We start from the raw sequence: 22,560 nt of genomic DNA, 5'->3' as shown, positions 1-22,560 counted from the left end.
CGACCTACCTGAAGGTGCGCCAGGGCGGTCGCATCGTCAGTGTCGCGGTCACGATCGCCGTCGGCGTCAACATGGACGGCAGGCGAGAGGTGCTTGGCATGGCCATTGGCGCATCGGAAGCCGAGCCTGTTGATTTCCGCTGAGAAGTGACCCGGTTTTTTCACCGAGATTTGACCCACCCTTGTTTATTCCTCGGCGGTCATGTTGTGGTCAATGCCGGCGTCTCCTTTCTTGTTTTCTTGGCGGCTTCGGAACTGGCTTTGAAGCGGTAGCTGTCGTTGCCGGTTTCCAGGATGTGGCAGCGGTGAGTGAGCCGGTCCAGGAGCGCGGTTGTCATTCACTTGCCAACCCGCGTCTCTCAGCAACGCCGCGATCCGACGATACCCGTATCGGCCATATTGCCTGGCCAACTCGATCATGTCGGCCACCAACAGGTCTTCGTCAGGACGTCCAACCGGCACTTTGCGTTGCGTGGATCGGTGCTGTTTCAGAACACGACAGGCCCGGCGCTCTGAGACCTTCAACTCAGCGCGAACACGATCAATGCAAGCGCGGCGGCGAGCGGGGCTCAGAAGTTTCCCTTTGCAGCTTCCGCCAGGATCAGCTTGTCCAGCGTCAGGTCAGAAACAGCCTTGCGCAGTCGCTCATTCTCTTTCTGCAGACGCTTCAGCTTCTTCAATTAATCCGTGCTAATCCCGCCGTACTTCTTCTTCCAACGGTAATACGTTTGTTCAGTCACACCGATCTGCCGGATCTCATCCAGACGCGGCATACCCTGCCCCGTTAGAACCTCAACCTGCCGTAACTTCGTGACAATCTCTTCGGGCTTGGGGCGCCTGTTGGCCATGTATTTCCTCCGTTTACCTAAACATAGCGGAGGACCACTTCAGTGGGGGAAGACCAGTATGCCCATCAGAACTTGGCGATCAAGTTCACGAAAACACCTTTGTCGTCGTAGGTCAAATCCGTCAATTCGTCGGAGAATGAGCCAAAGTTGTAACCCAAGCCGAATTTGAAGTTGTTACCGACGTGGCGATATACGGCAGCAAGCGCAGAAGTCTCTGAAATCCCGGCCTGCCTTGCCTCAAGGTGCCGCGCCTCAACGAGAACATCCCAGTTGTGCACGAAATGGTAGCGCGCATTACCAACTAGCAACCAGGCGTCATTGCGCGAGAGAGGCGATGCATCGTCCGGGGCGCTCTTGGACCAACGCCCGCCGACTTTTCCACCCAAAGACCAACGTTGGGTCAGGTCATATTCGGCATCCAGCGACAAGACGTGGCTTTCCTGTCGCGGACCACGCAGGTCGGTTCCGTCGATTTCCTGACCAATGCTGTCGTAGAGGTAACGATACTTGAACAGGGTATTCAGCCTGTCATGCAGAATCGGACGGTAGGCATAGCCAAGGGTTGCCTCGATATAGGTACCATTCTGAAGGGAGGCGTTGCGCGCATCGATGTCGGCATAATCCAGATCGAAGATCAGGCGGCGCTCTTCATCGATCTGGTAGTTTACACCGGCAGTAAACAGCAAGGATTCTAGATCGCGCGAAGATCCGGAAAGCTGCCCATTGTCGATGCGATATTCAAGCCGGCCTCGGACCTGCAGTCCGTCACCGTCATCGTGCCGCAGACCCAGAGAGACCCCATTACGGTCGTAGTCGTCTCCGTTGCCCGCATCGTGAACGCGCCCGATTTCCAGCGCGCCGAATATCGTCGTAGCCGCAGTGGCACTGTATTCGACGCCATATGCGCTGGTCAGCGCGTTGTGACGGCCAAATATGTCATATGTGTTTTCGCCAAAGTAAACAACTTCATCATTGATCCTACGACGCCCACCCGCGACGAATGTGCCGCGATCTTCGCCGCTCAGAGTAACCCCAGAGAAGTCACGTCCGGGATGCAGACGGTAGCCGAAGTAGACATTGTCCTGTCCTTCACCTTGTCGCGTGAACAGGAGATCCGCCCCGGTTCCCAGAGAACCGCCGGACAATTCGCCTTCGAACGTCCAATTCTCGGCAAACCGAAAACGTACGCCAGCCCCGACACGATCGTTCTTTTCCAGCCCTCCCGAACGATCGACCGTCCCTTGGGCAAACAAGTACCACGCCAGATCATCGGATGGCTCTAGCGTGACACGAGCGGCAACGTCTGTGCGTTTGCCAGTTTCGCTACTGGCGGCAACCGGATCCTGTCGATCCAGATGCTCTGCTGCAAAGGTCAACGTGGTCGTGCCGTTCAGGATCAAGTCCAGTTCAGCACCGCCTTCACGAACGGTCTTTCCGGTGGTGACATGATAGTCGTCGTAGTAAAAACGCAGTGCAACCCGATCTGACGGTAGGAACTCTGCAGAAACGCCCCACAGTTCCTCCTTGTCGGTGATCTGGTAATCCAGCGTTGAGAACCCGGCAGTGCGCTTTTCGAAATAAGCAGCGATATTGCCCTCTATGCCCAGTCCCAATTCAGAGAATTCCGCACGCCCGCGCGCCATGAAGGCCTCGCCGGTGCCATTGGCCGCCGGATTGTTCGACACGACCAAACCGCCGTTGGACGAATAAGATGAGCCAAATCCCGGGCCAGAGGTATACGCTTTCTCGATGTCTAGGTAGGTATTTTCCGAATACCGCAGCCTCAGGTCAACGCCATGAGCGTCGTGATCCGCGAAGCCCGTGCGCTCGACCATCCCGGTGGCCCCGAGCCTAATAAAGTCGTTGATCCAAACCTCGGCCCGGCCGCCATAGTTGGTGCCATCCACCTGCCCGGTTACAGGCGTGTATTCATATTGCACAGTCAACTGGACATCGTACTCACCTCCGGGATCGGTGATGACGGCCCCTCCCCCGATTGATCCCGTCAGAGGAGCGGAGAGCACGACAGAGCCCTGAGTGTAGTTGATGTAATAGTCCCGACCTTCAGTCAGAACGGATGACGAAACGATCCGACCTGTGTCCTTGTCCCGGATTTCGACGGAAACTGTTTCTGATCCCAATGAAATGTCGGAGTTCTGTAGGAAATAGACCGACCCTCCGGTTCCGCGGAAAACTTCACGACCCGGCAATCGGTCAGGTGTTGCAGCATAGAACTCTAGAGCCACCCGGGATTCCCCGGCCTCTGTCTGAGCGGGGCTGCGGTAGAGTCCTTGAAACCCATACAGTTCACGCTCATTCCGCAAGTAGTACGAGCCTCTGATGGTGGATTTGAAGTTACCCCACATCAGATGGCTGCCGTCCCGTTCAGCCCTTAGGTAGATTTTTCCATCCGTTGGCGTGCCGTCTTCGATCGTGGAATCGTCGCCATAGGTTGGGTAAGCGCTTTGCCGGCTCATTCTGAGCAAGGTGTGATACGGGTCTTTCTTGTCGAAATCGTCAAATAGTTCGTCAAGGTCACGCTCACCCGTGTCGGCACCAAGCGTGAGTTCCCATCCGCCCTTTACCTTGCCTTTTGCATACCCGGCGATGCGGCCAATCTGATAATCCCTTGGCAAAGGTTCACCTGCGGCGGTTTGGGGGCTGCCCATACGACGACCAAATGTCAGGTCCACGGTACCGGTATAGAACCATTCCGAGGCGGGAACTGTCACGTCGCGTTCAAGATATAGATGCTGGGAGACCCCATCGACCTCAACCTGTACCGGGTGATCGCCCGGAGGCAGGATACGCTGAATGACAAATGCCCCGTCCGGATCGGGGCGCAGCGTTTCCCCCAGCGTCGCAACAGAAGCGCCCGGTGGAACGTTCTGACCTCGAACGGTTATGGCACCGCCGTGAACGGGGATGCGTTGGCGCACTAACATAGACGTGCCTTCTTCGACCGCGCGGTCCCCCAGAACCACTGCCGCCTGTTTTTGCGCACGCAAAGGGATCGGTCCGGTTTCGTCATATCGGCCACGCGCGTCGTAGACCCGGTGCACCAGAACGACATCCAGCGCCTCGGGAACCGTCACAGCGGCAACGCCGTTCGGTGCGACGGAAATCACCTCCAATGTGCGGGGGCCACCACGCGCTCCAAGATCGACGATCCGGAATTCAGCGCGTTGAACAAAAGCCGGATAGTTGAGTTGGCTTTGAACGCGCACCACTTGCCCTGGATCGACTTCTCCCTCGGTCAGCAGGATCGCGTCAAGCCGGCGCTTGATTGCCAAACCGTCAAAGCTGATCGCAATGTCCGATACAGATAGCGCCCAGTCCACGGGCTCAGGTGCAAACGTCCCCCCTGTGCCACTTACAGCAACGCTTTGCCCTGTAATGTCCGGCGTAACCTGCGCAGGGGCGCTTCCGTCATCAATTGTTATGGTAAATCCTGTGCCCGAGGCCACGACCTCTTGCGCCGATCCGGCCTGAGCGGTGACGACAAGGGCCAGCGCAGTTGCGGCCGTACGAGAAAGGATACCAAAACTCATCATACTCATCCCTTACCGTGAGGATCGAACGAGGCGCCGTTCGATCTCCAGCTTGTAGGTCCCTCTCCCGCGCCATGCCCGGCGGAAGTCCTTTTCCAGCATTCTGAGCCGGGCGCGGGCCAAAGCGGCGTTTTCACCGGGCGCCAGCGCGTAGGTCAACCTTAGGAAAGACGGATCGCGGGCAATCTTTCGGACCAGCCCATTCACAGCCTCTTCCAGTGCCGGCACTGCCGCGGCCTGGCCCGGCACGAAGGCAGCCGCGGCCAAGTCAATGTTGACCAGCTTGCCCAGAGCCACACCAAAGTTCATCCGCGCCATCTTGCCGGCGGTAACCCGGATGTTACGCGGGTTCTCAGTGGTGACCCGGAAACCGGTCGGCAGACTGCGTGTATCCAGTTTCAATTGGAAGTTCGTGCCAATGTCGCGGGGCAGTGCCGCACATGGCACGCTGAACCGCCCATGTTCGTCTGTCGTGATGATCGTGCCGTCCGGCGTCACCAAGCGTACGCCGGGTATGCCGGGTTCGGTTCTGTCCGGACGGTTTGGTTCGGGCGTCAGCTTGTCCAACTTGCCCTTGCCTCCGGCAACATAGTCATCTCGCAAGATCGGTTCCGCCAGTGTACCAGGACCGTCCTGATACCCGTTGCCGTTCTTGTCATGAAAGACCTTGCCGATCACGTCGGCGCAATCAAAGACGTGCTCAGGCTCAACGCTTACTGTCGCCTCGGCAATGTTGGACAGCCTGCGGCCGCTGCTGTGCTCTATCCATGTGCGGTTCGTCCGCTCTCCGAAGGTTCCGGTGTTTGTCACCCGCGCGGCGAATGTCACTGTCACCGTCGCGCTCGGGGCAAGGTTGGTCGTCCATGTCAGCCGACCGGAGCCTCGCACTGGCTCTTGAGCGGCTCCATCGACGCGGGCGCTTCCCGGGGTATACACCAGCCCATCGGGCAGTCGGTCGACAATGCGGGCATTGGTGTAGGTATTCAGAGTGTCGTTGCGGAACGTCAATGCATAGTTGACCGTTTCGCCAAAGACAGCGGTTCGCCGGTCGGCCTGTTTCGTCGCCACGACGTCACGTGCGCCCCCGCATTGCACCAATGGGATATTGTTGTTGATCACGAAGGGATCACCCGGCTCAAACACGAAGGTATGCACAAACGGGTTCGCTCCGGCGGTGAAGTCAATAAGGACGCCGCTGGTTCCCGCTTCTGTCGATCCAAGCGCCGCAGGGTTGGCGGGCAAAAGCGTCGTCGCGTCCAAAGGTGCACCCGGAAGGCGGCTGGCTGAAGGTACGCCCATCGACGGATACCCGAAACTCAGCGTATAGGACCCGGGTTGGTTTACGTGGAACTGATAGAACCCCAGCGACCCGTCGCGGATCACAGTGATCGGACCCGAAATACCGACACCGGTTTGAGTGAACCCATTTCCGCTCACTGTAACAAGACCACCGGTCAGGATTCGTCCGTCCTCTTCACAGTAGAAATAGCCCGTCGGGTCATAATCCTGCGCATCCGGAATTCCGTCACCGTCACGATCCCCCGTCTCTAGCCTGTCGGGAATGCCATCTCCATCCGTGTCTGTGCTCAGGACTGTTACGTGCGCATCTGTCGGTGTGATCAGTTGATCCGACGTGACGGATGCCGTGTTGGGCGATCCCGGCTGTCCGGCGGCAGTGGAATAGACCACGGTCAGTGTGATCGTGCCTGTTGCCCCCGGAGCAAGCTCCGCACCTGCGGAGAGCAGATCAATGTCCGCAATTCCGTCAAATCCCGCATTGGCCGCTCCCGTTCCCGCAAATCCGGAGACTGAGATTTCAACCGGATACGTGTCGCCCAGCAACACAGCCGGCGACAAGAAAGCCGCAAGATCGTCCTGCACCTGGATGCCGGTCTGCGTCAGGTTGCCTGTATTGATGACGGTGATGGTGAACGTCGCCTGCTCGACTGTTGGAAAGAGGTTCGACAGCGCGACGAGATCTTTGACAATGTCGAACGAGGGCAGCGGCGTAATCGGTGCAATGGTCGGATCGTCAATGCCAGTACCATCGTCATCGGAAACATCCCTGATCGTGCCCCCCTGCGGCGTCCTTGCCACGACCGTTGCAGAGTTCACTAGTCCGCCGGCGTCGATGTCTTCCAGCGTCAAGGTGCCGGTGGCCTGATAAAGCGCTGTCTCACCGGGCGCCAACGTGCCTTCGGCAGACGGCGGCGTCCCGTCAGCCGAGACGAATACCGGGGTCAGACTTCTCGCATCGTTGCCGTCAAGATTTGTCATCTCATCCGCCAGCGAAATGTCCGACAATGTCACGGAACCCGTATTTTTCACTGCAATCTGGAAAGTCACCGAATCTCCGACCGAGGTCCCGGTGTCCAGTACCGTCTTGATGACGGTCAGTCCGGGTTGAGGCAGGAGAAGCACGTCGGTGGGGTCGTCTGTTGTGTTTCCGTCAGTCAGATCATCATCCGAAGAAATGTCGCTGAGCTGCGCCCCGTCGGGTGCCGTGGCTTTGGCCACCGCAGCATTCGTGATGCCACCGGCATCCACATCCGCCTGTGTGAGCACGTGCGTGACTTGCCAGATCGCCACCTCGCCGGGGGATATCGTAGCTGGCACACTCAATGCAGCAATGCTGACGGGCAGTATGTTGCCGTCTACGCGCGTCAGACTGTCGACCACATCGATGTCGGTCAGGTCCAGATTGCCCGTATTGGTTGCCGTAATTTCGAAAATAACGACGTCGCCGGGGGCATTGCCCTCCTGAGTCACACGTTTGACCACGGTCAATTCGGGCCCGTCAACAACCGTGAAAACGGTGGGATCCCCGTCCCTGTCGCCATCGTTATCGATACCGTCATCCGAAATGTCGCGAAGCGTGGCGCCACTCGGGTCTGTTGCAGTGACCGTCACCTGGTTGGTCAGCGCTCCTGAATTGAGATCGGGTTGTGTTAGGGTACGCTGTGCCGTGAAGACCCAAGTCTCGTCGACATCCAGAGCGCCGTCTCGATCTGAATCTGAAGAAGCCAACAAGGCAAAAGGCGCGTCCAGAGTGATCGGATTGCCGTCTCCGTCGGTCATCACGTCGGAAACCGAGACGCCAAAAAGCGTGACGTTGCCGGTATTCTCGACCGTCAGGCGATAAGCCACGGGATGGCCTGCGGCAGAACTTGTGCCCGGTACAAGGGTCTTCGTCGCGACAAGGCCCGGCACCTGCAATGGACCATTGGTGATTATCCTGTCCGAAACGGAAATGGGAGCCCCGGAAGGTGTGCGACCTGTGACGGTTGCGCTGTTGATTTGCACTCCAGCGTCCACCATTTCCTGCGTCACCGTCACCGCCAAGCTGCAAGAGTTGTCGGTTTCGCCCGGCGTCAACGACGCGATCGTGCAGCTATAGGTAGGCTGCAGGGGATCTGTTACGAGAAGATCAGCCAACGTCAAGTTGCCGGTATTCTCGACCGCAAACAGGTAGGTGAGGGTCGATCCGACAGGGCCGAATGGCGACGGCGTCGCTCTTTTGACCAAAGACAAACCCGGGGTTGCCGCAGGCAGGTCGACAGGCAACGTGACGTCATCAGTCACAGCGTCGCCTTGCGGGTCCACACCTTGAACACTGGCCTGATTCACCAGAGTTCCTCGATCAATGTCTGCCTGACTAACCGTATAATTCTGACTGCAAACCAATTGTTCACCGGGAATCAGAGCCACCGCTTCGCAAGAGAACCCTGACAGCAGTGGATCACGCGCCACCACATTGGAGATCGTTTGGTTGCCAGTGTTTGTTACCGTGACAGTGAAGGTCAGGAGGTGACCCGCGCCGCTGACTGGCAAGGGTGACACAGTCTTGACGATGTCCAGAGCCGGAGCAAGACGTCCGTCCACTCGCACCAGATCGGCCCCAGAGAGCACCAGAGTGTCGTCCGCACCAAAGGTGGTCTGAGCATACGCCTCGTTAACAACAAAGCCCCGGTCAAGATCCTGTTGAGTGATTGTAACGGCGCCTGAGCAGGTGACACTTTCTCCGGCAATCAGGTCGGGATCCACGCCCGAAGGGGTAAAGCAGGCCAATTCTCCCAGCAGCGTGTCCCTGACAGTGACAGTTCTGGCGAAGGCACGCGTGCCTGAATTGGTGACGAGGAAGGTGAAAGGCACGACGTCGCCAACGGCGGAAAATTCTGTCACGCCAGCGATCTTGTCGATCGACAGCGCAGGGATCCCCGTGTTTGGAATAATCGCGTCGTCAAGTGGTGAGTTCACGGAGCCATCTGTTGCATATGCGACATTGGTGACGCTTCCCAGATCCACATCCGTCGCCGTCACCGTATACGTACCTGTGCAGGTCCACGTCGCGCCGGGCGAAAGTCCGCCCGGAGGAAATGCCTCACAGGTCATCTCGGCGGCGGGAATGAGGCTGTCCACCACCGTAATGGGATCCGTCACAGTGACGTTCCCGGTGTTTGTTGTGACAAATTGATAGGTCGCATCAGCGCCGACAACGAAAGCTGCGGCAGGCATATCTGGCGCGATTTTGTCCAGTGAAAGCTCGGGGCGCTGTGCAGCTGTGATCGTGACTGTCGAAAGGGCGGACGTCTGGCCCGCCAGAGTGGCAGTCGCTGTGTTAACAATGGCACCCGCGTCGATATCGGCCTGCGTCACGGTCAGTATCGCGGTACAGGTCACAGTGCTTTCGGGGGCCAGTCCGTCCGCAGGAACCGGCTCGCAGACCGGGGTGACACCGGCTGCAGACAAAAGAGGATCGTCGACAGTGACCGCTCCGGTCAGCGTCACGTTACCCGCGTTCGCCACCGTAAAGAGATAGGGGATCTCGGTACCGACCGCGTCGAAACTTGCCGGCGCCCCCGGTGCCAACTCCTTGAGCAATGAGATGGCGGGGGCCGGCGGGATCACCTGAACGGCCGGCGTATCCGGACGATCCGAGATCGGACCGCCAACCGGTGGCGTCCCAATGGCGCGGATCGTATTGGACAAGCCTCCGGCGTCGATGTCGGCCTGCGTCAGACGGTGGCTGACGCGGTAGGTCGCAACCTCTCCAGGCAAGAGCGTTCCGGCACCGGATCCCTGATCCGCCCCAAAGAAGACCGGCAAGGGTGCAGGTGTGATCACGCTTCCGTCGAGGCGCGTCAGGCTCTCCTCGACGATTGCCACGTCACTGAGCGTCACGTTGCCCGCATTTGTCAGCGTAAGCGTGAAAGTGACAACCTCACCCAGTTCTGTCGCCGACGTGCTCACGGTTTTTTCTGCGATAAGTTCAGGCACCGGCGTGATTGTGATGACAACAGGATCATCGTCGGTTCCGCCCACCGTACCGTTGTCAGACACATCCTGCACCAGTGTATCATTTGGTGACAAAGCTCGAGCCACGACACTGTTGGTGATGCCTCCGGCGTCGATGTCCGCCTGCGTCAGGACGTATTCAACACGATAGGTCCATGTTTCCCCGATCTCCATCACGCCCAAGTTGCCCGCATCTCCGCCGGTCAGCACCGGTGGATTAATCAGGGGGACCGGGGTTCCGTCATTTCGACGGAGGCTTTCGATCAGCGAAACGGTGTCTAGCGTCTGGTTGCCGGTGTTCGTGACCGTGATGTCAAAGCCGACCACATCACCTGCAAGCGGCGGTACGGAAAGAGTGCTGTCATCAAGGATCTTGAGAGCGGTCAACTGTGGCCGCGCCACCGCGACAGGCAAAGATACCGCCGCCGTTTCGGTCACCGGTGTTGCACCCGGTCCGGTCCCGGCGACCGTGGCCGTGTTCGCGACCATCACCTGCGCGTCGATATCGGCCTGAGTGACGATATAGCTGGCCGTGAAGGTCGCGACATCACCGGGGCTTAGCACATCCCAAACCGCGTCTACGCCTGCATCAATGCTGTCGCCCGCTGGCGCCGCATCGGTTTCCAGCGCGTCGCCGCCCGGCACCAGTGCGACCGTGCCTGCTGCCGACGTGTGCTGATCAGAGATCGCGAGGCCGGTCAGGGTCTGGTTGCCCGAATTGGTGAGGCGATAGGTATAAGTGACCACCGTGCCCGCAGTAAGATCACCGGTTTCCGAGGCGAGCTTTTCAAAAGTCAGGGCCGGGGCGGCTTGCGCCACCGGAATTGTCACGGTCACCTCCTGAGGAGCGATCGCCCCATCCGGAGAGGTCGCGTTGACCGTGGCCGTGTTAACGATCGCAACCTGCGTGTCGATATCCGCCTGAGTGACGGAGTAACTGGCCCTGAAGACCGCGACATCGCCGGGACGCAATACATCCCAGACAGCATCTTCCGCCGCATCGGTGCTGTCCCCTACCGGCGCTGCGTCCGTCTCCAGAGCATCTCCAACAATTGGCAACGCGATAGTGCCCGCGGCAGAAGTGTGCTGATCGGAGACGCCAACGCGGGTCAACGTCTGGTTGCCGTTGTTAGTGATACGATAGGTGTAGGCGATCACGGTTCCAGCGCCAACATCGACAGTCTCCGACGCCACTTTTTCCAGCAACAGCGACGGAGATTTGATGACCGGGATCGTCACAGTGTCCGTTTCGGTGCCCGGGATCGCCGGGGCCACAACCTGATCGGAGAACGCGGTGGCGATGTTCGTCACCTCACCCGCGTCCACATCCGCCTGCGTTACTGCGTAGTCCGCTGTGCAGGTCAGGGTCGCCAGAGGCGCCAATCCACCGGCTGGCATCTCGGGGCAATCCACCAGTGCGATACGGTCGTCCGCAACCCGGACAGGATCGGTCAGGGTGATGTTACCGCTGTTCGTGACAAGGTAGCTGTAACTGATTACCTCTCCCGCTGCGGTGATTGCAGAACTCGAGGCGCTTTTTACCATCGCCAGCGCAGGCTCAGCGTCCGGGCCGCGTGCAGTGACACGGCCTTCGCCGGTCACTTCCGAGGCATCGGGCGACCGTGTCGTGCCCGTTGCTGTCGCGATATTGAGAACCGATCCAAAACCATCGCCGGGTGCACCATCCACATCCGCTTGCGTCACCAAGTATGTGACCAGACAACTGGTGTCCTGTTTACCGGGCTCCAAAGATCCCACGTCACATGTGGCGGGAGTGATCGGCAAATTGTCGGTGACGGTGATGTCGTCGATGCTGACGTTGCCATCATTGATGACGGTAATCAGGAATTCGACAATATCTCCCGGCTTCGTGAACGTGGGCTGACCTGCTGCTGGCTGAGGCGAAACGGCCTTGACGACGCGAAGGATCGGATCTGGCGCAGCAAGCGTCACTTCGGCATCGCCACTAGCAGTGACATCGTCGCCTTCAGGGTCGCTGCCTCGAACAGAGGCAGTATTGACCAGTCGCTGGGCGTCCATTTCAGCCTGCAAGACCGTATGGGTTCCCGTACAGACCAAAGCGGCCCCTGGGGCCAGCGAAACATTTGCCGGCGCGGCAAGACCCTCTACGGTGCAGGTCAACGTCGGCAGAAGCGCGTCGGAGATTGTGACCCCTGCAATGGTCTGGTTTCCGGTGTTGCTGGCGGTGATCGTAAAGGTCACCACATCGCCTGCTACGGCCGCAGTCGGCGCATCCGAAACCACTTTCTCAAGCGTCAATTCGGGCATTGCATCCGCCGGAACCGTCTTGGTTGCGGGGTTCGACACCACGGACCGTTCATTGACGGTCCCAGGGGCGAAAATGGTCGACGCGACAGCCTCGTTTGTCACCTCGCCACCGTCAAGATCCGCTTGCGTGACGGTATAGGTTGCAGTGCAACTGGTCGTATCGCCGACGTTCAGGACACCGCTGGTCGCCGGGTCATGGCAGATGAAAGGCGCATCGAGACGGTCATCAGTGATCGATATCGCCTGGTCGAATCCGACGTTCGATGTGTTGGCGATCGTATAGCTGTAGGTCAGTACGTCACCAACGGTAGAATAGGTGACGTCAGCTGGGATGCTGTCCTTGACCAAGGTAATCGCCGGAACGGCATCTACCGGATAAATGGCATCGTCGATCAGCGATGTGACAGGAACCCCTTCAAACGTCGCCGTGGCGCTGGCAAGGTTCGTGATCGCACCAATTGCAAGGTCTGCCTCTTCGATCACGTATCGAGCGGTGCACAGAACCGTCTCGCCCGGCTGCACCTCATTGCCGACCAGCGGTGCGCAGGAAACACTATCGACAAGGCTGTCATTGATTGTCAGCGGGCCTGTCAGGGTCACGTTGCCGGGGTTTGTCACCGTAAACCGGTAGTCCAGAACAGTTCCGGTGTCGAACGCATCAGGCGTCGCCGAAACCAGTTCCTTTACCACGGTCAATTCGGGCGACTGAATACCCGGCACGGTGACATCATTCGAACCTGAAATCACCGGGCTGCCTTTGTATGAACCAAGCGCGATGGCCGTGTTGGTGACTTCGCCTGCATTCAGATCGGCTTGGGTGATCGTGTAGGCATAGGTACAGGTGGTGCTTTCGCCCGGCGCCAAGGAGGTTGTTCCACAAGCCAGACCCGTTCCGATCCGGTCATCGTCGACGGCGATTGCGCCAGTCAGCGTCACGTTACCGCCGTTCGTCACGGTGTAATCGTAGGACAGCAGGTCCCCCACGGCGTCGAAACTGACTGCAGAGGTTGCCGAAAGCGCCTTGGCAATAGTCAGGGCGGGTTTCTGATCTGCCGAAACGGTAACGGCGTTGCTGTCCGCAGTTACGGAGACTTCTGTCGGTTCGCCGGGATTGGCCGGAACAACCGGTTGGATAAGGCTGGCGCTTGCGGTGTTATTGACTACCCCAGCGTCCAGATCGGCCTGTGTGACAGTATAGTCGCCGGTACAAATCAGGCTTGCGCCCGGAGCCAGCGGTGGAGCGGCGCAAGTGATCGCCACCCCCTGCCCTGCCAGCAATGGATCAGAAACGCGCACCGGTGCCGTGATGGTAATATTTCCGGTGTTGGTGAACGTGAATTGGTAGCTCAAAACATCGCCCACGGCGTCGAAGGGATCGGGGCTGCTCGCCGCCAAAGCCTTTGCCAAAGTGGCGGCAGGGCGTCCCGGTACATTGACCAAAGTCGGGTCGCCCGTGGTGTCGCCGTCCGTGTCATCGCCATCATCCGACACGTCGCTCACAATTGCACCCGACGGCGCCTGCGCCGAGACAGTCACCTGGTTCTGCACGCCACCCGCGTCCAGATCCGCTTGTGTCAGTAGATAACTGGCCCGGTATTCCCATGTTTCGCCGACGTCGAGTACGTCAGCTGTGCCGCCATCTCCGGACACAAGAGCCGGTGACAGGCTCAGGAGTGCGCCGTCACGGCTTCGGAAATCGTCAGCCAAAGCGACACTTGCAAGCGAAACGTTTCCGGTATTCTGGACGGAAATCACAAAGGTAACTGCGTCACCTGCCGCGACGGGATCGCTCAGTCCGGTGGTGATCGCTGTCTTCGTGGCTTCCAGTGCCGGGGTACCAGGGATGAAAGTTGCGGTCGGATCGTCATCACCGTTGGTGGCACCAGACAGGTCGCTTGTCGGCGCACCGGCCGGGTCATTGGCACGCGCCGTTGCCTGATTGGTTACGGTTCCCGCGTCGATGTCCGCCTGCACCAGCGCATAAGTCGCGGTGAAGGTGATCGTGCCGCCCACCGCAATGTCATCCACCACGGTGTCGGCATCCAGATCCGTCCCGCCTGAGGCGTAGGCCGGCACCGGCGCTGTCCCCGCGCCGGCAAACCCGGTCTCGGACACCGTCGCATCGAATAGCGACACGTTGCCGGTGTTCGTCACCACGTAGGTGTAGGTGATCGTATCCCCCACATCCGCCCGGCCATCGCCGCCATCGTTCAGAACCGAGGACTTCACCACCGCCAGCGACGGGGCCTGCGGCACCGGAACCACGACCGGCGCCGGCAAATCTCCGGTCGCCGGAGCGCCCTGCGGATCGTCCGCCGTGGCCGTCACGGTGTTTTCTACACCACCGGCATCCAGCGCCTGCTGGTTGACGGCAAAGGTCGCAGTGTAAACCCAGGTCTCGCCGACCTCGAAGAGGCTGTCGCCGTCATCGCCACCCGTCAGGCTGGGGGCCTGCGTCAGGGCCAACGCATCGCCGTTCGCATCGGTCAGCGTGTCCGTCAGAACGGGCGCTGTCAGGGTCACGTTGCCCGTATTTTCGACCGTGATCGTAAAGACGATCTCCTGACCAAGAACGACAGGATCGCTCAGCGCGCTGTCATCCGCTGTCTTGGTGACCTGCAACGCGGGAGCGTTCGCAATTGGCGTACTGGTCGGATCGTCATCACCGTTGGTGGCGCCAGACGGGTCGCTTGTCGGCGCACCGGCCGGGTCATTGGCACGCGCCGTTGCCTGATTGGTTACGGTTCCCGCGTCGATGTCCGCCTGCACCAGCGCATAAGTCGCGGTGAAAGTGATTGTGCCGCCCACCGCAATGTCATCCACCACGGTGTCGGCATCCAGATCCGTCCCGCCTGAGGCGTAGGCCGGCACCGGCGCTGTCCCCGCGCCGGCAAACCCGGTCTCGGACACCGTCGCATCGAATAGCGACACGTTGCCGGTGTTCGTCACCACGTAGGTGTAGGTGATCGTATCCCCCACATCCGCCCGGCCATCGCCGCCATCGTTCAGAACCGAGGACTTCACCACCGCCAGCGACGGGGCCTGCGGCACCGGAACCACGACCGGCGCCGGCAAATCTCCGGTCGCCGGAGCGCCCTGCGGATCGTCCGCCGTGGCCGTCACGGTGTTTTCTACACCACCGGCATCCAGCGCCTGCTGGTTGACGGCAAAGGTCGCAGTGTAAACCCAGGTCTCGCCGACCTCGAAGAGGCTGTCGCCGTCATCGCCACCCGTCAGGCTGGGGGCCTGCGTCAGGGCCAACGCATCGCCGTTCGCATCTGTCAGCGTGTCCGTCAGAACGGGCGGTGTCAGGGTCACGTTGCCCGTATTTTCGACCGTGATCGTAAAGACGATCTCCTGACCCAGAACGACAGGATCGCTCAGCGCGCTGTCGTCCGCTGTCTTGGTCAACGCCAGAGAAGGAAGCTTTGTGACGGGGGTTACGACCTCAGTAGCAGTATCCGTAGCGGAACCACTGGCCAGAGGGCCGGTCCCGGTGGCCATCGCGACATTTGTCAGATCCGTCTGAGCATCCAGATCGGCCTGAGTGACCACATAGGTCGCTGTGAATTTGACGGTGTCGCCCGGGGCCAAAATCGACCAGGTTCCATCTCCGGAAAGGGCATCGGTTGACGTACCGACTTCGTTCACGTCGCTGGTTAGCACCTCACCGCTGACTGTCAGAGGCACGGTTCCGGCAGCAGAGGTATGAAGGTCTGCGATACCAACATTTGTGAGAGTAACATTCCCGGTGTTCACCACCGTATAGGAATAGGTGACACTCTGCCCGAGAAGAAGACCAGTGGTCGAGTCGGCCAGTTTATCCAACGTCAGCGCCGGAGACTGGACGACAGGGATGGTGAGGTTGACGGTCGCCGAAACCGGCACTTCGGAACTGTCAGCGCTGGCGACGTTGGTAACTTCGCCTGCGTCCATGTCCGCCTGCGTCACGAGATAAGAGCGCGTGCAGCTGTAGAATTCGGAGGGAGCAATTCCCCCCGCGGGCATGCCATCACAGGTGAAGGTGCCGATTTTGTCGTCTGTGATGACCGGCACTTCGGTCAGGGTCACGTTGCCGATATTGGCGATGGTAAACCGGTAGTCGACCACTTGCCCCGCCGCAGTAATCGTCGATGTCGTCGACTCCTTGACCAGCGTCAACATAGGTTCAAGGTCGGGGCCCCGAACGAAAACCTCACCATCGTCTGTCGCAATCGGCAGCGCAGGGTTCACCGGAGTCGCGGTTGCCGTAGCCACATTTGTGAAGCCGGCGTAGACCGTTGATCCATCCGGGCTGCCAGCATCAATGTTCGCCTGGGTCACCTCATAGGTAAAGACACAGGACTCGCTCTCACCGGGGGCCAGCGCCCTGAGCGTGCAAGAAGCGGGCGCGACCGGCAGGCTATCGGTCACGACGGTACTTGCTTGCGTGACATTGCCTGTGTTCGTGACGGTTATGGTAAAGGTCAGCGGTTGGCCCGGGTCGGTGAAGGCGGCATCGCCACCAGGATCCGGAGTGATCACTTTGACCGTTTCGATGGCCGAAATCGGTGCAACAAGCGGCTGGTTGTGCGTATCGGTGCCAGTAACCGTTTCACCTTGGGGATCCGTCGCGGTGGCATCGGCTGTATTACTGAGTACCTGGTTGTCAATGTCCGACTGACTGACGGTATAGGTGCCAGTGCAAACCAGCGCCGAGGTCGGCGTAAGCATCACGTTCACGCCTGCAGGAGAACCGCCGACCGTGCAGGTCAGGTCCGGCACGAGATCGTCTGAGAGCGCAACCGACGACAGTGTCTGGTTGCCATCGTTTGTGGCTGTGATCTGATAGGTAAGCACGTCACCCACACGTGCCACGCCACCGGAAAGAGTGGTGGTCATCGTCTTGGCGACAGTCAAGCTTTCGACCTGTGTTGCGGCGATCACTTCGGTTGCACGCGGCGACACCACATTCACGGGGTTCGGGCTCAGTGGGGCGTAGACCGTGGTGGCGCTGGCGTTGTTGGTAACGCTGCCCAAGTCCAGATCGGCCTGCTTGATCGCATAGGGGAATTCACACACGTGCTCTCCGGCCGGGTCGACAACCGTGGTGTCGCCGGGCGTCGGATAATACGGCACAAAAGTCCCCGCCGCACGACATGCCAAAGAGCCCATCACGTCATCTTCGATCGTGATAACCTCTGTCAACGCAACGTTGCCGGTGTTGCGGACGGTATAGCGGTAAGTGACCACCTGCCCCACTGCACTGAAAGGCACGTTGGTTGGCAGGGCCTCTTTCAGCAGGGACAGCGCTGGCAGCGCATCAACCGGGAAGATTGCGTCATCACTGGGCGAGCGCACCGACGCCCCGTCGAACGACCCGGTCGCGTAGACGACGTTGGTGGCGGAACCAAGCTGAACGTCCTGCAAAGTGACCGTATGTGTCGCGGTACAGATCAATGTGTCTCCGGGCGCCAGTTCGCCGCCGGGCACTGGAGGACAAGAGGGTGTTGCGAGGTTGTCGGTCAGGCTAATCGGCGCTGCGACCGTCACGTTGCCGTCGTTTGTGACGACAATGTCATAGCTCAGCGTATCGCCGGGCACGAAACGGGTGGGGTTGCTGGAACCAGCGGGGTCAAAAGTCTTGACGATGGCCAGAGAGGGACTCTGCACAGCATTCAGAGTCACGCTGCGCGGCGCCGATTGCACGGGACTTCCGTCGTAAACCGTGTCAGCGGTCGCCACGTTTGTGACCTCACCGGCATCGATATCAGCCTGGGTTGCCGTCCAGTTCTGCTCACAGGTTACTTGCCCGCCAGGAGCCAGCGGCAAAGCGGAACAGGTCAAGGTGCCGGGGATCTTGTCGTCGATCACTTCGATCGGATCTGTGGTCGTGACGTTGCCGATGTTCGTGACCACATACTCAAATGTCACCGTGTCGCCGGGCGCGTCAAAGCTGGCCTCGCTACCCGTTTTCACACGTTTGACGATACGCAGCGCGGGCTGCTGGTCCACAGTTACGGTGGCGGAATCCGTGTTCGAGGATACGGTGACCGAAGCAGGATCACCTGGATTCTGCGGGATCACGGCCTGGGTCACGGAGGCTTGAGCTGAATTCAAAACCTGACCGGAATCGAGATCCGCCTGGTTCACACGGTAGGATCCGGTACAGGTATAGGTCCCGCCCGGCGCAACCCCGCCGGCTGGCAGCGTCGGACAAGAAACCGAAGGTATCAATCCGTCGCTGATAGATATCTCTGACGTCAAAGTGATGTTGCCAGTATTCGTCACGACGAAGTCGTACGTCAGGACCTGACCGACCGTTTCAAGTGTTCCCGTGAAGGTGCTGGATTTGACAAGCGAAATGGCGGGCACTTGCACCGGACCCTTCACCGTTTCGATTGCAGTGTCCGCAACACTTGTTCCAAGCACCGCAGAAACGCCTGAAACTGTCGCCGTGTTGGTATAGCTACCCGCATCAACATCGGCCTGCTCGAAAGACTTGGTGGCCGTCAATGCGGCGCCGCCCGTGCAGGTTGTCGCCGACGCGCCCGGCAACAGGTCATCAACCACACAATCCAGACCAAGATCTGTATCTTCAACACGCAGTCCAGTCAGCGTGACGTTGCCGGTGTTGGTAACGGTAAAGGTAAAGACTTCGGTGTCCGTCGCGCTAGAATATACGCCGTCAGCGGACATTTTGACCAACTCGACCGAAGCCGCCTCCGCCGGGCCTGAAACCGTTACTGTATCGCTTTTCTGGGCTGGGGCCGCCACGCCCGCCGGCACCGTCACGTCGGCTGTCGCGCTATTGGTGATTTGGCCGGCGTCGATGTCCGACTGCTGGATCGTGTAGCTTGCGGTGCAACTGGTATCCGTGGCTCCCGGCGCAAGGTCTGAAAGGGTGCAACTGACCGGCGAACCGAAGAACGGGTCGTTCACGACGACACTGTTCAGGGTCACATTCCCGGTGTTGCTGACCGCGAAAGTGAAATTGATAACATCCCCAACGGCCGAAAAACTGGACGGCGCACTCTTGTCGAAGGTGAAGGCTGCCAAGCGCGCCGGGCCAGAAACCGCCTCACCATCAATGACCGGTCCGACATCCGCGTTCTGGGCTGAGCCGACGTTCACGACCTGACCCGCATCTATATCGGCCTGCGAAACGCTGTGGCGATAGAGACAAGTGCTGTCTGTTGTTCCGGGGGCGATGCTTGGGATCAGGCAGGCATAGCCGGGATCCAGCGCGTCGGTCACTGTCACGCTGGTCAGCGTCTGCGTGCCGGTATTCTCGACATTAAAGGTGTAGGTGATGACATCACCAACCGCCCCGAACGTGGTGCGGTCCGCCACCTTGTCCAACGCAAGGAGCATGGTTGCGGCCAGCGGATCGATCGCCGTGCTGTGGGTGTCGGTCTGCGTCAACTGCCCCCCTTGAGCAGGTACCGCAACGGCCGTGGCCACGTTGTCGATGGTCTCACGATCCACATCCGACTGTTGGACGGAATATGTGCCGGTACAGCTGTCGCTGGAACCGGGCGCAATGTTGTAAAGAACGCAGTTCAGCCCGGGGATGAGCGGATCGCTCACCGTAACCTCGACCAAGGTCACGTTGCCGGTGTTTTGCGCTGAGAAGGTGTAGGTCAGAAGATCGCCAACGACCGTGTACTGAACCGGGCCATTCTTGGCAAAGATCATGGCCGGAGCGGCCAGAACTGGCACGCTCGCGCGGCTTGAATTCGAGCGGAAGACGACCGGTGCCCCACCTGCGGTATAGGAAAACCGCGCCGTGGCGGTGTTATCCACCTGACCGGCGTCAAGCTCTGCCTGAGTTACCCCGGTACGGAAACCTGTGCAGACAAAACTGTCGCCCGGGTCAAAGATCGCGGGCTGTGCCGAGCAGTCGGCTGCTTCGTTGAGCGTCGGGTCGATGACAGAGATCGGCTGATCAGGCAGGAGGATTTGCGTGTCGCCGCTGTTGGTAATCAGAAAGTTATAGTTGATCGTGTCGCCAGTGGCGTTGACCGAAGCAGTGACAGCACTTTTTGCAAGTGTCACACCCGGGTTCAAACTTGGAGTGACCTGTGCACTGTCCTCGGACGAAGTGACCGCCCCGGCCTCGGCGGTCGCGGTATTGACCACCGTTCCCGCAAGGATATCCGCAGTTGTCAAAGTGTAATCCGCAGTACAGGACAGGCTGTCGCCCACATTCAGAGGCAGCGGACCACAAACGAATGTTCCGATCTTGTCATCGTCGATGCTGACCTCGCCCACGCCGGTCAGTGCCGAGGTCAAGGTCACGTTGCCCGAGTTCGTAACTTCAAAGCTGTAGGTGATCGTCTCGCCCACCTGAAAGCCCGAGGCATCGACCACGGGCGCGGTTTTTTCGAGAGCCAAAGCCGGACGCTGCGTCGCGGTCACCGTGACGCTGTCACTATTGCTGTTCACCAGTTCGGCAGCCGGGCCTGCGGCTGTGGCGCTGGCGCTCGCTGTGTTCGTCACGGCGCCAGCGTCGAGATCGGCCTGTGTTGTGCCATAAACGAGCGACGTGCAGGTGATGCTGCTCCCAGGTGCAATCACGGAATCCGCGCAGGTGACGGCCACGCGGTCATCCGTCACCACAGGCGTTGTCAGAGTGACACTGCCGGTATTGCTCAGCACATAGTCGTAGACCAGCGCCACACCGGTAGCAGAAAACGACGTGGCCGAGCCCGAGGCCAGTCGCTTGTCGAGTGTTAGACCGGTTCTGCGTACGGCAAGAACCGTGGCAGTATCGTCGTCACTGGCAGTTTCAGCGCCCACAGTGATCTCGGCAGTCGCGTCATTGAAGACTTCACCGGCGTCCAGATCCGCCTGAGAGACCGCATAGCTTGCCGTACAGATGATCTGCGCACCGGGAGCGACCGCGCCGGACGGACAGACCGCCCCGCCGGTGAGAGTATCCGAAATCGTCGGCGCCACAGGAAAAGTCACGGTCCCAGAGTTGGTAACCCGAAACTCGTACTGCAGAATATCCCCTAAGGCATCGTAGTCCGCTGTCAGCGCAACCTTTTCCAGTAGCAGATCCAGGACCGGCGTGTCGCCGGGAAGGCTGACACTGTCCGTTTCGGTCAGCGTTGTACCGTCAGGTGCTTCCGCCCTCGCAGTTGCCGTATTGTCCAGCGTGTACGCCGGGTTTGCCGCCACCGCATCCACATCTGTCTGTCGAACGGCATAGCTACCCGAACAGAGAAAGTCGTCGCCCGGGGCCAGATTTGGTACAATGCAAGTCAACCCCGGCAGGAGCGGATCGCTGATCGAGACGTTCGACAAGGTAACATTGCCGTCGTTTCGCACGGAAAAGGTGTAAGGCACCGTAGAGCCTGCCGCGCCAAAACTGGCTGCCGTGGTAGCCTTGTCGAAGAAGAGCACCGGATTTGCCGCCGGACCGGTCAGCGTCCAATCATCTGTCAGGGCACCCAAGGTACCGAAATCGGGCGTTCCCTCTGCATTGGCGATATTTGTGACAAAGCCACGGTCCACATCAGCCTGCGTTGTGACATAGGTTGCTGTACAGGTCGTGGTGTCAGGGGCTGGAGACCCCCTGGGGCGATCCAGAATAACCGTGTCGGCGCAAGACACCGCACCAATCTGATCGTCGAACACCGAAATATTGCGGATCGGGACAGAGCCGATGTTGGCGATCTCATAGGTGAACACAACGGATTCACCTGCCGCAGCGAACGCGCTCGTGGGCGCCGTTTTCTCCAGCGTGTACCCAGGGGCGACGGTCACAATGGCCGGGTTGGTCAAAGATGGCCCCCGCGTGAAATCCCAATAGTTGTCGTTCGGGTCATCGTCATAGACCTGAGTGACAGTCTGCCCAGTTGCTAGAATGTTGTTGAGCAGCGCAGAGTTCGTCGAACTGAACCAGCCTGTATTGAAGGTGTTGTTGCCAAACCCAGTGGTAAAACCAAAGCTTTGTGTTCCGTCGGTGTTGGTAATTTCGGTGGTAAAACCGGACCAGCTTCCGACGTTGTATCCATTTAGAATCAGAGAGATGTCGTTTTCGTCGAACCCGCGCGGCTGTGTATCCCCATCATAAGCCGAAAAGCGAATGTGAACTCTCGCCAGACCACCGCCGAAGTAGTCCGAACAACTTGAGAACCCACAGTCGAGGCTGATCGGGTCGTTGATTGTGAAAGGGTTCCCGCGAAAGGCGACCGGCGTGCCCCTGTTCTGGAACCCGACAAAGGCGCCGGTCGGATCTGAAAACTGATAGTAGAGGTTGCCGTTGAGCCCGACCAAGACAATCGCGACCCCGCCCGCCTCCGGGTAGTCGTCGGGCAGTACGATTGATGTACCGGGAACCGTTGTAGTGAAGGGCGTTGCGCCCGCAATACTCGACCAAGTCATCGCGAGACCAGCAAGCAGCATACGGACAGTTGTCTTAGTTACCCGACCCGTCACACTCATACTCTTCCACCGCCCCTCGTGCACAATAATGGTCGCAGACTTTGCACCCTTTTAACTAGATGCCGTAGCCCGATTCGGCCATCACTTGGCGTGCTGGACGAGGGGGAATTAATCGAGATGCGCATCGCCGCCACAGAATCAGTT

2 protein-coding genes and 3 pseudogenes are annotated in these 22,560 nt (G+C 59.4%); 1 reads left to right on the top strand and 4 read right to left on the bottom strand.

The annotated features are described in order from the left end of the window. Positions 1-125: pseudogene (locus ACTXGA_RS13995) on the top strand (transposase); the annotation flags it as partial. A gap of 74 nt (positions 126-199) precedes the next feature. Here the strand turns inward: ACTXGA_RS13995 and ACTXGA_RS13990 are convergent. The 4 genes and pseudogenes from ACTXGA_RS13990 to ACTXGA_RS13975 form a co-directional block, all read right to left on the bottom strand. Next, positions 200-337 (bottom strand): annotated as a pseudogene (locus ACTXGA_RS13990) (ATP-binding protein); the annotation flags it as partial. Further along, positions 327-847: pseudogene (locus ACTXGA_RS13985) on the bottom strand (transposase); the annotation flags it as partial. The pseudogenes ACTXGA_RS13985 and ACTXGA_RS13990, both read right to left, overlap by 11 nt. Positions 848-912: 65 nt before the next feature. Beyond that, positions 913-4,398 carry a hypothetical protein gene (locus tag ACTXGA_RS13980; protein ID WP_443394606.1) on the bottom strand — a complete coding sequence of 1,162 codons (3,486 nt, stop codon included), beginning with the start codon at positions 4,396-4,398 and terminating at the stop codon, positions 913-915. A 12-nt stretch (positions 4,399-4,410) separates the two neighbouring features. Then, the gene (locus ACTXGA_RS13975) at positions 4,411-22,377 is read right to left on the bottom strand and encodes a CLIPPER-2 domain-containing protein (protein ID WP_443394604.1); all 17,967 of its coding nucleotides are present in this window, start codon (positions 22,375-22,377) and stop codon (positions 4,411-4,413) included. Positions 22,378-22,560 lie beyond the last annotated feature (183 nt).

The organism is Antarctobacter jejuensis (assembly GCF_052266595.1).
In the GTDB taxonomy this organism is placed as follows: Bacteria; Pseudomonadota; Alphaproteobacteria; order Rhodobacterales; family Rhodobacteraceae; genus Antarctobacter; species Antarctobacter jejuensis.
The sequence above is the reverse complement of the archived record's forward strand: the minus strand, read 5'-3'. Positions and strand labels throughout refer to the sequence as shown.

What these genes read in the sequence shown, in the direction of transcription:
- ACTXGA_RS13980 (WP_443394606.1), bottom strand. Translation starts at nt 4,398, where the DNA reads ATGAGTTTTGGTATCCTTTCTCGTACGGCCGCAACTGCGCTGGCCCTT.
- ACTXGA_RS13975 (WP_443394604.1), bottom strand. Translation starts at nt 22,377, where the DNA reads ATGCTGCTTGCTGGTCTCGCGATGACTTGGTCGAGTATTGCGGGCGCA.